This window comes from Roseburia sp. AF25-13LB (assembly GCF_003478915.1).
In the GTDB taxonomy this organism is placed as follows: domain Bacteria; phylum Bacillota; class Clostridia; order Lachnospirales; family Lachnospiraceae; genus Roseburia_C; species Roseburia_C amylophila.
The window spans coordinates 22053-36554 of the sequence record NZ_QUFO01000007.1; the positions used below are offsets into that span (position 1 = coordinate 22053).

Genomic DNA, 14502 nt, shown 5'->3' on the forward strand with positions numbered 1-14502 from the left:
CAGGAGGTAAGTTATGATTTGTGAAGATATCTTAAAATTAACAGAATATGGCATGGTAACCGGACTGGTTCCGAAGGAAGATGAAAGATTTACCATCAACCGCCTGCTGGAATTGTTTGAATTAGAAGAATTAGATGAGGACGCTGTGGCAGCTTATCAGTCACGGACTCCGATGAGCAGAGAAGAAGCAGAAGAGAGTCTGGAAGAATTATTAAACCGTCTGCTGGATTATGCTTATGAAAAAGGCATTTTGAAGGAAAACAGTGTAGTATACCGAGATTTATTTGATACGAAAATCATGGGAATGCTGATGCCGAGACCAGGTGAAGTAATTCATAAATTTCAGAGCCTTTATGAGAAGGATGCAAAGGCGGCAACAGATTATTATTATACTCTCAGCCAGGACAGCAATTATATCCGCAGATACCGTATCATGCGGGATATGAAATGGACCGCAGAGACGGAGTTTGGTGAACTGGATATTACAATTAACTTATCCAAGCCGGAAAAGGACCCGAAAGCCATTGCAGCTGCAAAGCTGGCAAAACAGAGCGGCTATCCGAAATGCCTTTTGTGTAAGGAAAATGAAGGTTATGCAGGAAGAGTCAACCATCCGGCAAGACAGAATCACCGTATTATTCCGGTAACCATCAATCATAGTGACTGGTTCTTACAGTATTCTCCTTATGTGTACTATAATGAGCACTGCATCGTGTTTAATGGAAAGCATACACCGATGAAAATCGAGAAGGCAACCTTTGGAAAACTGCTGGATTTTGTAAAACAGTTTCCACATTATTTCGTCGGTTCCAATGCAGACCTGCCGATTGTAGGAGGCTCGATTTTAAGCCATGATCATTTTCAGGGTGGACATTATGAATTTGCCATGGCAAAGGCACCGCTGGAAAAAGAGATTACCTTTGCGGGCTTTGAAGATGTGAAAGCCGGAATTGTAAAATGGCCGATGTCAGTTATCCGCCTGTCCGCACCGGATACAGAACGACTGATTGAGCTGGCAGATAAAATACTTCTGACCTGGCGTGGCTATACGGATGAGGCAGCATTTATTTTTGCAGAAACAGACGGGGAGCCACATAATACCATTACGCCAATTGCAAGAAAACGAGACAATAATTACGAACTGGATTTAGTGCTTCGTAATAATATTACAACAAAGGAGCATCCGCTGGGCGTATATCATCCGCATGCAAAGCTTCATCATATTAAGAAGGAAAACATCGGCTTAATCGAGGTAATGGGTCTGGCAGTGCTGCCGGCACGTCTGAAGGACGAGATGGCACAGCTTAAGACGGCAATTCTTTCCAGGGCTGATTTACGGAACAATGAAGTTTTAAGTAAGCATGCAGACTGGGTAGAGGAATTTTTGCCGAAATATGAGAGCATTACGGAAGAAAATATTGACGGGATTATCCGAAAGGAAATCGGACTGGTATTCCGTGAAGTTCTTCTGGATGCCGGTGTATACAAATGCACCGAAGAAGGAAGAGAAGCATTCTTACGCTTTATTGACACGGTAAATAAATAGAAAAAGGTGTTTATCTGGGAGAGGGATTCTGGTTAACATAAGAAAAGAGCATCATTGGCATAAGGTGTCATCCAATGGGAAGGATGAAAAGCACCGCCTCTGATGCTCTTTGTTGTATGTTATGACTCTTGCAAGAAGGAAAGAAATGCATTAATATAAGAGCAATATGATAAATTATGCAAAAGAATAAGGACAGAATGGAGATTTTATGAAACAGCAGATAAAGAGTTCTTTGATATTATTATTGACCGCAACCATCTGGGGCGTTGCTTTTGTAGCCCAGAGTGTTGGCATGGAATATATTGGTCCTTTTACTTTTAATGCAATCCGATGTGTTTTGGGTGGACTGGTGTTAATCCCGGTTATTTTGTTATTAAACAGAAAGAAAGAGGCAGGAGCAGAGACAGGGGCAAAGGAGAATAAAAGAATTTTATGGACAGGTGGAATTGCCTGTGGTGTAATTCTTTGCATTGCATCCAATCTGCAGCAGTTTGGCATTATGGAAGCAAGCGTTGGTAAATCTGGCTTTTTTACGGCGTTGTATATTGTGATGATTCCGGTTATCGGCATCTTTATTGGAAAGCGTCCGGGAATCAAGCTGTGGTTTTGTGTAGCACTGGCAGTTGTGGGAATGTATTTACTCTGCATGAAGGATGGCAGCTTTACCATTGAGCGGGCAGACATCATGCTTCTTTTATGTGCACTGGCATTTTCCTTTCATATACTGGTGGTTGATTATTTTTCACCGAAGGTAGACGGCGTAAAAATGTCCTGTATACAGTTTTTTGTATGCGGAGTACTTTCAGCAGTAGGAATGCTGTTTACAGAGACACCGGATATTTCCAATATTCAGGCGGCATGGCTGCCTTTGTTGTATGCGGGACTTCTTTCCTGCGGCGTTGGCTACACCTTGCAGATTGTAGGACAGAAAGGCATCAACCCGGTTATCGCATCCCTTATTATGAGCCTGGAATCCGTGATTTCCGCACTGGCTGGCTGGGTGATCTTGGGACAGGTATTATCACCAAAAGAAATTTTAGGCTGCGTATTGATGTTTGTGGCAATTATTATCACGCAGATTCCCATCGGAAACAAGAAAACAGATTGATTTTACGGATAGTCTCAGCTATACTGTAACAGAATAGAAAGAGAAAGAAGGCATAAGATATGTTGTCAAAAAAGATAAAACAGGCAATGGCAGGAAGCTCTGCAATTCGTGCCATGTTTATGGAAGGAAAAGAAATGGCTGCCAGATATGGGGCAGAAAATGTGTATGATTTCAGCCTTGGCAATCCGGCTACACCGGCACCGGAAAAAATTAAGACAGCAATTTATGATATTTTGGATAAAGAAGACCCGCTTGTGGTGCATGGATATATGGCAAATGCAGGCTATGAGGAAGTAAGGGAGGCAATTGCAGAGAACTTAAATGAACGCTTCGGAACCAATTTCCATGGGAAGAACCTGATTATGACAGTTGGTGCAGCAGGTGGTCTGAATATTATTTTTAAGACGATTTTAGATCCGGGCAATGAAGTTATGGTATTTGCTCCGTATTTTGGTGAATATAAAAACTATGCCGCAAACTTCGATGCAAAGATTGTGGAAGTCATGCCAGATGAAGCAGATTTTATGCCGGATTTAGCAGACTTTGAACGAAAAATTACAAAAGATACAAGAGCGGTTATCATCAACAATCCGAACAACCCGACCGGAGTGGTATATTCAGATGCAACCTTAAAAGAGATTGCCAGAATTTTAACTGTGAAGGAAGAGGAATTTGGAACCGATATTTATCTTATTTCCGATGAACCATACCGTGAACTGGTTTACGACGGCGTACAGGAGAATTTTTTGACAAAATATTATAAAGATACGCTGGTAGGATATTCCTTCAGTAAATCTTTATCACTTCCGGGCGAGCGGATCGGTTATGTGGTAGTGCCGGATGAAGCGGCAGATTCCGCAGAATTAATCGAGGGAATTACCGTATCAAACCGTACTCTTGGCTTTGTAAATGCACCATCCCTCATTCAGAAAGCAGTGGCAGAGTGCTTAAAGGAAAAGACCAATCTTGAATTTTATGACCGCAACCGTATTGCTTTATATGAAGGACTGACGAAGCTTGGATTCACCTGCATCAAACCACAGGGAGCATTTTATCTGTGGCTGAAATCTCCGGTTGCAAAGGAAGAAGAATTTGTAGAAGCTGCGAAGAAATACCATTTGATTCTGGTAAAAGGAAGTGCCTTCGGCTATGGCGGTTATGTACGTCTTGCATACTGCACTTCTTATGAGACAGTAGTAAATTCCATGCAGGCATTTGCAAAGCTGGCAGCAGAGTATGGACTGAAGGCAGCAGAATAAGAAATCGGAAAACGAAAGAATGATAAAATCAAGCAGCAGATAGAAGGAGTAAGACATGAAAGCATGGGAAAATAACATACGCAAAGTTATCCCGTATGTTCCGGGAGAACAGCCGAAGAAAGAGAAAATGATAAAACTGAATACCAATGAGAACCCGTATCCACCGGCACCGGGAGTAAAGGATGTTTTAACCTCTTTTGATACCGACCGGCTGCGTCTTTATCCGGATCCAAAGATTGAGAAACTGACGGACGCCATTGCAGAACGATATGGTTTAAATTCCAATCAGGTATTTGTGGGCGTTGGCTCAGATGATGTACTTGCCATGTGCTTTATGACATTTTTTAATTCTAATCGTCCGATTCTGTTTCCGGATATTACTTATTCTTTCTATGATGTCTGGGCAGAGGAATTCCGTATTCCATATAAGCAGATTCCGCTGGATAGGAATTTTACGATTCGCCCGGAGGATTATGCTGGGGAAAACGGAGGAATTGTATTCCCAAATCCAAACGCACCGACAGGAAAGCTGCTTCCGTTAGAAGATGTGGAATGCATCATTGCACAGAATCCGGATGTCATTGTTATTGTGGATGAAGCATATATTGATTTCGGTGGAACATCTGCATTGCCGCTTATTGATAAATATGACAATGTACTGGTAGTCCAGACTTTTAGCAAATCCCATTCCATGGCAGGCATGCGGATTGGATATGCGATGGCACAGCCTGAATTAATCAAATATTTGAACGATGTTAAATATTCATTTAATTCTTACACCTTAAATTCCCTTACGATTGAAATGGGAACGGCTGCTATTTTGGATGAAGCTTATTTTAAAGAGACAACACAGAAGATTATTGCAACGAGAGAGCGTACCAGGGAAGAACTTCGGACACTGGGATACCGGATGGATGATTCAAAGAGCAACTTCCTCTTTGTAACCCACGATACGATTTCCATGGAGAAGCTGTTTGAAGATTTGAAGAAGAAGGACATTTATGTCCGTCATTTCTCCAAACCGGAGCGGATTGCAAATTATCTGCGTATTACCATTGGTACAGATGAAGAAATGGATACGCTGATTACGTTTTTGAAAAACTATAAACAGTCATAATTCGTTAGGAAAGGAGTATTATGTTATTACATTATCTGATTGTATTTTTTGTTTCCATGGTACCACTGGTTGAACTGAGAGGAGCGATTCCATTTTCACAGGGCTTTGGACTTCCATTGATACCATCTTATATTATTTGCATCATTGGAAATATGCTGCCGGTACCATTTATTTATTTTTTTGCAAGAAAAGTACTGATTTGGGGTGCAGATAAGCCTGTTATTGGAAAATTCTTCGGCTGGTGTCTGGAAAAAGGTGAAAAGGGTGGTAAGAAGCTGCAGGCAAAGGCAGGAAGAGGATTATTCCTGGCATTACTGCTCTTTGTTGGAATCCCGGTGCCGGGAACCGGAGCCTGGACAGGAACTCTGGCAGCCAGCATCTTAGATATGGATTTTAAATCATCTGTTATCGCAGTGATGCTTGGCGTATTGCTGGCTGGTGTAATTATGATGTTAATCAGTGTTGGGGCATTTTCTATGATTCGCTAACAGAGTGGAATGTAAAAAGGATATCTAAGTGATAAAAAGCACAGCATGTATAGTAATGTTATTTACTATATATTCTGTGCTTTTTAACTTTACAGGAAATTGCTTTCCTGTAAAGTTAAAAACGCTCCGCGAGAATGTTCCAAGACACAGTATTTGTTTAATAATGATTTAATTTCTGACACTTTGAACTACAGTGTGGATGCTTTTTCGGCAAAATCTGTATTTACAAGATCTTCATAAGGAGCGGCACCGGAGAGAACACCAGACTCTTCTAAAATAGTAAGCATTAAGTCATAGCCTTCTTCCCGGAGTATTAAATCTGTGTTCCAGGTTTCCTGGTCGTAGTAGCGGCTTACAATAAGTGTAAGGGTTTTAAGATCTGTTTCACTAAACTGTGGTGCAATGACAGTTGCGATTTCTTCCGGACTGTGACCTGCTACATAATCCATGCCTTTCTGTAAAGCATTGGTGAAATGCTGGATAAGGTCGGCATTTTCCTTAAGATAGCTTTCTTTGGCACAAAAAGCAGTATATGGAAGGTAGCCGGAATCCACGCCAATGGATGCTACCACATAGCCGTCACCGGACTGCTCCAAAGCAGTAGCGGATGGTTCAAATTCAATGGTATAATCCCCCTGCCCGCCGGAAAAAGCCGCTGCGGTAGAACCAAAGTCAATACTCTGGTCGATTTTGACTTCGGAAGGAGAAACACCATTTTCCCGGAGTACATATTCATATACCATTTCCGGTGTGCCACCGGCTCTTCCGCCCAGCACATCTTTTCCAATCATATCTTCATAGGAAAAGGAATCGGTGTTTTCCCTTGCAACCACAAAGTTACCGGCACGCTGGGTAAGCTGTGCAAAATTGATGACATGGTCTTTTGCACCTTCCGTGTAGGCATAAATGCTTGCCTCCGTTCCCATGAACCCTACATCTGCATCCCCGGAAACAACGGCAGCCATGGTTTTATCCGCTCCAAAGCCGGTGGTCAATGAGAGCTCGATTCCCTCATCTTTAAAGTAGCCTTTTTCGATGGCCACATACATCGGTGCGTAAAAGATGGAATGTGCCACTTCGTTTAATTTTACGGTTGTTAATGCTTTAGAATCATCTGATTTGCAGGCACAAAGCGGGAAGGACATAAGAAGAATTAAGAAAAGAGAAATACCTTTTTTATAAAATCGTTTCATAGAGCATCCTTAAAAGACATTTGTATTATAGTATGAAAGACAGATGAAAATGTGCTATGATGGATAGGATAGGATTGTCTAAAATTTAGAAAACAGTATTAAGACAAGAGATATAAAAGGAGAACAGAACATGAACGACTACGTAGACCTTCATACTCATACAATTGCAAGCGGACATGCTTACAGTACTATTGAAGCAATGATAAAGGCGGCAGAGCAGAAAGGAATCCGTCTCTTTGGTATTACAGAGCATGCTCCGAAAATGCCGGGAACCTGTAGCGAGTTATATTTTAATAATCTTCGCGTGCTGGAAAGAAAGCATGGAGAAATGTATATGCTGTTTGGCGCAGAACTTAATATCATGGATATGGAAGGGCATGTGGATTTGCCGGAGCGTACCTTAAAGCAGATGGATTTGTGCGTTGCAAGTATGCATGGTCCGTGTTTTCATCCGGGAACCATAGAAGAAAATACGAAAACTTATCTGAATGTGATGAAAAATTCCTATGTAAATATTATCGGACATCCAGATGATTCTTATTATCCGGTGGATTATCGTGCATTGGTGGAAGGTGCAAAGGAACATCATGTATTGTTAGAGGTCAACAATGGCTCCCTGACACCGGGTGGCTTCCGGCAGAATACGAAGGAAAACAGCTGCAAAATGTTAGAACTTTGCAAGGAATATAAAGTTCCGGTTATCATGGATTCCGATGCGCATGTGGATACTGCAGTTGGGAATCATCAATATCCATTGGAAGTTATTCAGATGGTAGATTTTCCGGAAGAACTGGTGGTCAATACCAATGTGGAACTGGCGAAGAGTTTCTTGAATTATTTTAAATCACCGGAACATCTATAAGGAGTTATCACAGGTGAGAAAAGAATATCAACAGCGGTATTGACAGAAAACAAGAGTTAGCATAAACTAACTCTTGTAAGGAACATTACAATACACACAAAATACTTTGGACGTAAAGGGAGCAGACTTTTGATGCGGGTCTGCTCCTTTTATATGTCATCCATTAGGGGATTGCGATGTGGGAGAAAAATTTATTAAAAAATTTTGCAGCAGTCGAAGCACATTGATTTTCATATGATGAAACGTCACCGTTCTAAGAGGTCTGTTTTTCTTTTTACGATAAAAACCGTCTTTTCCATGTTTGACAAAATATTGGTACTGATCGTCGAAGTGCAGATGCCTGATAAGGGCTGTTAGGGGCACTTGGAATTTCGTCTGGCAACAGGCAACGCTGGTACAGGGATGTACCAGCGAGGCACATTTGAACATGGATGTGAATTTGTGTCGGTTGCCAGATGAAATGAAAAGTATATCGAAATTCCCAGTGCCCCTTGCAGACATTAGGTGGCATCTGCCCTCGACGGACAGTACCAATATTCTGTCAAAGCAACCGAAAAGACAGTTTATCATCAAGAAAAACAGACCCCTAAGAACGGTTGACATTTCACATAAAAGAAAATCAGATGTGCTTTGACTGCTGCAAAATTCTTTGATTCTAAATGTTATCTCCACATCGCAATCCACTAATTCTGCCAGTGAATCCCATCCGCATCAAGAACCGCAAACCGGATCAACTCTGCACTGTCCAGGTTCTCATGATGCATATCGATTCCGTTAATTGAATGATTATCATAGGTCGTATAGTAATAAATCCCCTTATCCGCATTGCAGCAGGAAGTATAGATTGTAATTTCATATTTGTTATCAGCAACTTCACAGCAGCCCCGCTGCTGGTCGACGGAACCTAAGATATGAAAGAACTGGCTGACACTTTCGATTTCTGAACTGCCGGAAATGGAATGTAGTCTGGTGAAGGCAACCCGGATAAAACGGGATTGGGAAGATAAATCGCCCGGCAGACCCAAAGCCCCCATACCGCGGCTGTAAGCCTGTAAGTTGAGCTTGTCGGAGAAATGATTTTCCGGCTGCCTGGATGAGAGAGCCGCATAATTATTTAAAGCAAACATCTGCATTGGAAAAGGTGGATTGTTGGTCAGCACACCGGCAGGATTGTCATAGATATGAAGCCCGTCTGCCATGGATTCCACAACGATGTTTTCACTTTTGTCGGCAATCATCCAGTGAAGCTGTGCTGCCGGAAAATGGCTGGCAAAAACAGTTCCAACGAGATTCATCTGCACTAATTTTTCTTTGGCTTCTGAAACAGAAGCACACTGGCTTAGAATCCATGGAATAAATTCAAATTGTGCAACATTTTCCTTTGTATCAATAATATCAGCATAAGCGGCATTTCCCACAAAGTTAAGCCCTGCCATGCAGACACCTTTTTCATTGCAGGCATCATAATAAAGAGGATAGTCAACACCATTGTCTGGTGCTACATGAGCCATGCCAATCATGGCATAGTGGGAGCTTAAAGTCCCGGCATGACGGAAATGAAAAGGATAGTTGCGAGGGGTGATGGTGACTTCATCACCATAAGAAAATTCATAATCAAGGGTTCTGCCCATGTAGAAGTTCTTTGTTTGATAAGTAGCTGCGGTGCACATAAAATAGCCTCCTTTTATCTTTCTTTTGTATTAGTATTCTGCTGAAAAATCAGATTTATGTAATAGGACTATTATAACGTGGATACAGGGGTAAATCAAATTAAGAAATAATGAGAAAAAATATCAATACGAAAGGTTCTATTTTCAATAGCAGGTGTTATAATACAACTGGATTAGAAAAAACTAACATAAAGTAGTAACAACTAAGAAAGGAAGCACATTATGGGAAGATATTATCGGATGTCTAAAAAAGTAACAGAGGATCAGGTAAAAGAAATTCTTCGTGAAACATTAGAATTAGAAGATGTAGAGGAAGCAGAATATGAGGCAGAGACACAGCTTCTTAAAATTGTAACCAAAGATAACCAGTTTGCAGGTGTTATGACCAGAGTGGTAAATATCTGCAGCAGAATCGGCAAAGGAGCAGAATTATCATTTGCAAAATTTGCCATTGAAGGATAGAAAGTGAAGGGATTATTTGAAAACTTGTGAATATTGCGATGAGATAGATTATCATGAAATTATAGAATGCATTACCTGTGCACTGGATGCCAAGGACCCTTATACGGCGGGGCATTCCCAGCGTGTCAGTGATATGGCTATGAAAGTATGCCAGTTAATTGGCTTAAAAACGGAGAATATACAGCAAATCCATATTGCGGCACATCTCCATGATATTGGAAAAATCGGTGTTCCGGATGCTGTTTTAAATAAAGAAGGAAAGCTTGATGATGAGGAATGGGAGACAATGAAGAAACATCCCTCTATTGGAGCTGAGATTTTGAGTAAATCAAGACATTTAAAAGAACTGAAATATATCGTGCTCTGTCATCATGAACGATTCGATGGAAAGGGCTATCCGCTTGGACTCAAAGGAGAAGAAATTCCGGTTGGGGCAAGAATCATTGCAATCTGCGATTCCATTGATGCCATGACTTCAAACCGGAGTTATCGCAAAGCGCATGATTTTGACTACTGTTATCAGGAAATCAAAAATAATCTCGGCAAAATGTATGACCCGATTATTGGACAATATGTTTTAGACCACTGGGAAGAGATTATTTCCGTAATTAAAATTTCAAGATAGGATTCCGTTGTTGATAAGAATTCTCAATAACAGAAAAGAGTATGGACAATGGGTTTTATTGGCGGTAAGCTAAAAAACAAACAGAAATAGGAGGAATACATATGTTTGATTTTGTAAAAAAATTTAACTGGAAGAAGACCGGAATCTTTGCTGCCGGTGTATTGTTTGGAACAGCCGGAATTAAAATATTAGGTAGCAAGGATGCAAAGAAAGTCTACACAAACTGTACAGCAGCAGCATTACGTGCAAAGGAATGTGTCATGAAGACTGCTTCTAATATCCAGGAGAATGCAGAGGATATTTATGCTGAGGCACAGCAGATTAATGAAGACAGAGCTGCTAAAGCAGCAGAATATACAGATGAATCTGTAGAAGATGCAACAGAAGAAACTGTAGCAGAATAAACATTGGGCATGCGATTTTGCACGCTGTTCACGTAAACTATGAGAATCACCTGCAGAATATGCTGTAGGTGATTCTTTATCTAAGGAAGTATGTAATATGAGATTTGTTATAAAACATGAGATAAAAGGAAGACTTCGTATTCATATCATTCAGGGCGGGATGAGTTTCCGCCAGGCAGATATGATGGAATATTACCTGAGTAACTGCAAATGTGTCACTTCAGTGAAAGTAAATGAACGTTTACAGGATGCAGTAGTCTGTTATGTGGGAAATCGTGAGGAGATGATAGAGACACTGCGTCATTTCTCTTATCAGAAAGTGGATGTTCCAGAGACTTTTTTACAGAATTCCGGCAGGGAGCTGAACCGGACTTACTGGGACAAGCTGGTAAATAAAGTGGTACTCCGTATGGGCAGTAAGATGTTCCTGCCATATCCAATCCGCGCAGGAATTACCATGGTCCGTTCCGTGAAATATTTGTGGGCTGGAGTGTCTGCATTGGCGAAGGGCAGGATAGAGGTTCCGGTGCTGGATGGAACAGCTATTGGAGTCTCTCTGCTTCGCAATGACATCAATACAGCAGGTTCCATTATGTTCTTACTGGGCATTGGAGAAATCTTAGAGGAGTGGACACACAAGAAATCCGTCGATGATCTGGCAAGAAGTATGTCCTTAAATATCAGTAAAGTATGGCTGTGTCAGGATGGACAGGAAATACTGGTATCGGCATCTGAGATTAAAGAAGGCGATGAAGTCTGTATTCATATGGGAAATGTCATTCCGTTTGATGGCGTGGTAACGGAAGGGGATGCGATGGTAAATCAGGCATCCTTAACCGGCGAATCCCTTCCGGTGCATAAGAGTGTAGAAAGTTATGTCTATGCCGGAACCGTATTGGAAGAAGGAGAACTGACCATTCGTGTCAAAGAAGTAAATGGCTCCAGCAAATTTGAAAAAATTGTCACGATGATTGAAGAGTCAGAGAAGTTAAAATCTTCCCTGGAAAGTAAAGCCGAGCATCTGGCAGACCGCCTGGTTCCATATACATTACTAGGAACAGGCATTACCTGGCTCTTTACCAGAAATGCCACAAAAGCATTAGCAGTTCTTATGGTGGACTTTTCCTGTGCATTAAAACTTGCAATGCCGGTATCTGTATTGTCTGCAATCCGTGAAGCAAGTGTGCACAATATTACCGTAAAAGGTGGCAAATTCTTAGAGGCAATGGCAGAAGCAGATACCATCGTCTTTGACAAAACAGGTACTCTGACCAAAGCACAGCCTACCGTAGTGGATGTGGTTTCTTTTACGGATAAGCCCACGGAAGAACTTTTACGTATTGCTGCCTGCTTAGAGGAACATTTCCCTCATTCTATGGCAAAAGCAGTTGTAGATGCAGCCCAGGAAAAGAATCTTGTGCATGAAGAACTACATTCTAAGGTGGAATATATTGTAGCCCACGGAATTTCTTCCACCATAGAAGGAAAGAGTGTGGTAATCGGAAGCTATCACTTTGTATTTGAAGATGAAAAATGTGTGGTTCCGGAAGGCTATGAAGAACAGTTTAACAGCCTTCCATCAGAATATTCACACCTTTATATGGCAATTGAGAACCGCCTTGCAGCCGTTATCTGCATTGAAGATCCGCTTCGTGATGAAGCAGCAGCCGTTGTAAATTCCTTAAAGACAGCCGGAATTAAGAAAGTTGTTATGATGACAGGGGATAGTGAACGTACAGCATCCGCCATTGCAGCAAGAGTGGGCGTAGACGAGTATTACTCCGAGGTACTTCCGGAAGATAAGGCAAGTTTTGTAGAGAAAGCCAAAGCAGAAGGACACAAGGTCATTATGATTGGAGATGGTATCAACGATTCACCGGCATTATCTGCGGCAGATATTGGAATAGCCATCAGTGATGGAGCAGAGATTGCAAGAGAAATTGCAGATGTAACTATCGGTGCAGATAATCTTTATGAGATAGTAACCTTAAAGGTGCTGAGTAATGCATTGATGAAACGGATTCATAAGAATTACCGGACAATTGTTGGATTCAATACAGGACTGATTGTGCTTGGCGTGGCAGGAGTCCTGCAGCCAACCGTATCTGCATTACTTCATAATACATCTACCTTGGTAATTACCTTAAAGAGTATGCAGAATCTTCTGGATTAAAAATTTCCAGAAACAGAAATCTTACGGTTCAGGAAAAGAAAAATTTTGAATAGAAAATTGAAAAGAAAATTTTTCGAAAAACGGTTTACTTTCACACTTTAATATGCTAACATTTTTGTATTGAAATAAGTATAATACGAAAAGGAGAGGCAGAATGAGTAAGAATGTAAGAACGGAAGCAGTGGATCATTTGTTTGATGCAATCTTAAGCCTTGAAAATAAAGAGGAATGTTATAAATTCTTTGAAGATGTCTGTACGGTAAATGAATTACTGGCATTCTCACAGAGATATGAAGTGGCAAAGATGCTGCGTGAGCAGAGAACTTATCTTGATATTGCAGAGAAAACTGGCGCATCAACAGCAACCATCAGTCGTGTGAACCGTTCCTTGAATTATGGATGCGATGGATATGATATGGTATTTGCCAGAACGAATGTGAAGCCGGTAGAAGAAAAAAAAGAGGAAAATTAAAACGAAGAGCAGAGATAAAATTAAAGCGATATTTAATTTTTGTACAAAATCATGTAAATGATAAAGAAAAGCACCGGTTCGAAAACTGGTGCTTTTTCGATTTACAGGAAATTGCTTTTCTGTAAAGTAAAAAACGCTCTGCGAGGATGTGCCAAGGCACATTCTTTTTTCCTGGCATATGGTTTTTTATTCGTTCGACTTTTTTCCGGAAGTCTTTTTCTCAGAAGCTTTTTTCTCTTCGGAAGCTTTCTTTTCTGCAGCACGCTGCTCATCTTCGGCTTCTTTTTCCATTTCTTTCGTCTCGTCAATCAGCTTTTCAATCAACATACGCTTTACAAATACATCAAAACTTAACATACAGATAAAGGAAAAGGTATGAAGAAAATTCTGGTCTTCTTCCGGCGCATCTGCAAAGGTGGTAGAACTGGTGTTAAATTTCTTGGTAATATCTTTCATCAGATTTTTTACTTCATCCCGTTCCAGACTGAACACCTCTTCATAGACAGTTGTCAGATTGAATTCTCCTTCTGCATTGAAGAAACGTTTTGCCAGAGGATTTAAGATACTTTCGATATCATTGATACTTAATATGCTTTTGAAATAATAAATGAAAATCAGCATCAGAATATGTTCTTTGCTGTATTTCTTCTTGACCGGCGGTGGAAGCAGATTGTTTTTCGCATAATTGTTAATCATGGTTTTGGTCAGAATCTTGTCATCGGGATGACGCTTGGAAGCTGCAAGCTGGGTATCCATGAAGGTTGTAATCTGATCCATGTAAAGGTCAATATTTGGAATACTTTCCGGACGGATATAGTCAATCCGCGACAGACTGGATAAAATACTGTTTAATAAATCTTTTGCATCAATTGTCATTTGAATTCACCTCATACCTATTATATAGTATTGAAAACTAGATAACAAGAAGAAAAATGACAGAAAGCATATACAATGACGCTGTGATGTGTAAATGACATTGCGTGATGCAACTACAATAGAATGAACATAAGGGAAAAGAACTCATGAATGCGTTCGACGGATAGTACAAAAAGAAATCTGAAAAGAAATACAGAAAATATGTTCCCATCCCTTAAGGAAGTATGGTATACTGAGCGGAGTGGTA

Annotated in this window: 14 protein-coding genes; 11 read left to right on the forward strand and 3 right to left on the reverse strand. The window is 40.8% G+C overall.

The features are described 5' to 3' along the window. The first annotated feature begins 13 nt into the window (after positions 1-13). The 5 genes from galT to DWY37_RS10625 all read left to right on the forward strand — a co-directional run bounded on the left by galT (position 14) and on the right by DWY37_RS10625 (position 5518). The gene (galT, locus tag DWY37_RS10605) at positions 14-1546 is read left to right on the forward strand and encodes a UDP-glucose--hexose-1-phosphate uridylyltransferase (protein ID WP_117699124.1); all 1533 of its coding nucleotides are present in this window, start codon (positions 14-16) and stop codon (positions 1544-1546) included. Positions 1547-1754: 208 nt separating this feature from the next. Next, on the forward strand, positions 1755-2654 hold the full coding sequence (locus tag DWY37_RS10610) for a DMT family transporter (protein ID WP_117699125.1): 900 nt from the start codon (positions 1755-1757) through the stop codon (positions 2652-2654). Between the two features lie 59 nt (positions 2655-2713). Next, complete coding sequence (locus tag DWY37_RS10615; protein ID WP_118544514.1) at positions 2714-3913, forward strand: pyridoxal phosphate-dependent aminotransferase; 1200 nt, start codon at positions 2714-2716, stop codon at positions 3911-3913. A gap of 55 nt (positions 3914-3968) precedes the next feature. Further along, on the forward strand, positions 3969-5030 hold the full coding sequence (gene hisC, locus DWY37_RS10620; protein ID WP_118544513.1) for a histidinol-phosphate transaminase: 1062 nt from the start codon (positions 3969-3971) through the stop codon (positions 5028-5030). A gap of 20 nt (positions 5031-5050) precedes the next feature. Beyond that, the gene (locus DWY37_RS10625; RefSeq protein ID WP_118541754.1) at positions 5051-5518 is read left to right on the forward strand and encodes a COG2426 family protein; all 468 of its coding nucleotides are present in this window, start codon (positions 5051-5053) and stop codon (positions 5516-5518) included. Between the two features lie 188 nt (positions 5519-5706). Here the strand turns inward: DWY37_RS10625 and DWY37_RS10630 are convergent, their stop codons facing one another. Further along, entirely contained in the window at positions 5707-6711 is a 1005-nt protein-coding gene (locus DWY37_RS10630) for an ABC transporter substrate-binding protein (RefSeq protein WP_118541756.1), read from the reverse strand. A gap of 130 nt (positions 6712-6841) precedes the next feature. On the opposite strand from DWY37_RS10630, the gene DWY37_RS10635 reads away from it, so the two are divergent. Beyond that, positions 6842-7573, forward strand: a complete 732-nt coding sequence (locus DWY37_RS10635) for a phosphatase (RefSeq protein ID WP_117699130.1) — start codon at positions 6842-6844, stop codon at positions 7571-7573. Between the two features lie 683 nt (positions 7574-8256). On the opposite strand, the gene bsh is transcribed toward DWY37_RS10635, so the two are convergent. Then, complete coding sequence (gene bsh, locus DWY37_RS10640; RefSeq protein WP_117699131.1) at positions 8257-9243, reverse strand: choloylglycine hydrolase; 987 nt, start codon at positions 9241-9243, stop codon at positions 8257-8259. 222 nt (positions 9244-9465) lie between these two features. On the opposite strand from bsh, the gene DWY37_RS10645 reads away from it, so the two are divergent. From DWY37_RS10645 to DWY37_RS10665, 5 genes are all read left to right on the forward strand, one after another. Continuing rightward, entirely contained in the window at positions 9466-9705 is a 240-nt protein-coding gene (locus DWY37_RS10645) for a hypothetical protein (RefSeq protein ID WP_118087716.1), read from the forward strand. A gap of 16 nt (positions 9706-9721) precedes the next feature. Further along, on the forward strand, positions 9722-10330 hold the full coding sequence (locus tag DWY37_RS10650) for an HD-GYP domain-containing protein (protein ID WP_118541758.1): 609 nt from the start codon (positions 9722-9724) through the stop codon (positions 10328-10330). Between the two features lie 101 nt (positions 10331-10431). Continuing rightward, positions 10432-10734: a DUF6110 family protein gene (locus tag DWY37_RS10655; protein WP_022243411.1), complete on the forward strand. Its 303-nt coding sequence runs from the start codon at positions 10432-10434 to the stop codon at positions 10732-10734. Between the two features lie 97 nt (positions 10735-10831). Further along, positions 10832-12907: a heavy metal translocating P-type ATPase gene (locus DWY37_RS10660; protein WP_118544512.1), complete on the forward strand. Its 2076-nt coding sequence runs from the start codon at positions 10832-10834 to the stop codon at positions 12905-12907. A 154-nt stretch (positions 12908-13061) separates the two neighbouring features. Beyond that, a complete protein-coding gene (locus DWY37_RS10665; RefSeq protein ID WP_022243413.1) occupies positions 13062-13379 on the forward strand; it encodes a YerC/YecD family TrpR-related protein in 318 nt (105 codons plus the stop codon). A 186-nt stretch (positions 13380-13565) separates the two neighbouring features. Here the strand turns inward: DWY37_RS10665 and DWY37_RS10670 are convergent, their stop codons facing one another. Next, complete coding sequence (locus DWY37_RS10670) at positions 13566-14255, reverse strand: DUF1836 domain-containing protein (RefSeq protein ID WP_117699168.1); 690 nt, start codon at positions 14253-14255, stop codon at positions 13566-13568. Positions 14256-14502 lie beyond the last annotated feature (247 nt).

What these genes read in the sequence shown, in the direction of transcription:
- DWY37_RS10635 (WP_117699130.1), top strand. Translation starts at nt 6,842, where the DNA reads ATGAACGACTACGTAGACCTTCATACTCATACAATTGCAAGCGGACAT.
- DWY37_RS10660 (WP_118544512.1), top strand. Translation starts at nt 10,832, where the DNA reads ATGAGATTTGTTATAAAACATGAGATAAAAGGAAGACTTCGTATTCAT.
- bsh (WP_117699131.1), bottom strand. Translation starts at nt 9,243, where the DNA reads ATGTGCACCGCAGCTACTTATCAAACAAAGAACTTCTACATGGGCAGA.
- DWY37_RS10645 (WP_118087716.1), top strand. Translation starts at nt 9,466, where the DNA reads ATGGGAAGATATTATCGGATGTCTAAAAAAGTAACAGAGGATCAGGTA.
- DWY37_RS10655 (WP_022243411.1), top strand. Translation starts at nt 10,432, where the DNA reads ATGTTTGATTTTGTAAAAAAATTTAACTGGAAGAAGACCGGAATCTTT.
- DWY37_RS10670 (WP_117699168.1), bottom strand. Translation starts at nt 14,255, where the DNA reads ATGACAATTGATGCAAAAGATTTATTAAACAGTATTTTATCCAGTCTG.
- DWY37_RS10665 (WP_022243413.1), top strand. Translation starts at nt 13,062, where the DNA reads ATGAGTAAGAATGTAAGAACGGAAGCAGTGGATCATTTGTTTGATGCA.
- DWY37_RS10630 (WP_118541756.1), bottom strand. Translation starts at nt 6,711, where the DNA reads ATGAAACGATTTTATAAAAAAGGTATTTCTCTTTTCTTAATTCTTCTT.
- hisC (WP_118544513.1), top strand. Translation starts at nt 3,969, where the DNA reads ATGAAAGCATGGGAAAATAACATACGCAAAGTTATCCCGTATGTTCCG.
- DWY37_RS10610 (WP_117699125.1), top strand. Translation starts at nt 1,755, where the DNA reads ATGAAACAGCAGATAAAGAGTTCTTTGATATTATTATTGACCGCAACC.
- DWY37_RS10625 (WP_118541754.1), top strand. Translation starts at nt 5,051, where the DNA reads ATGTTATTACATTATCTGATTGTATTTTTTGTTTCCATGGTACCACTG.
- galT (WP_117699124.1), top strand. Translation starts at nt 14, where the DNA reads ATGATTTGTGAAGATATCTTAAAATTAACAGAATATGGCATGGTAACC.
- DWY37_RS10615 (WP_118544514.1), top strand. Translation starts at nt 2,714, where the DNA reads ATGTTGTCAAAAAAGATAAAACAGGCAATGGCAGGAAGCTCTGCAATT.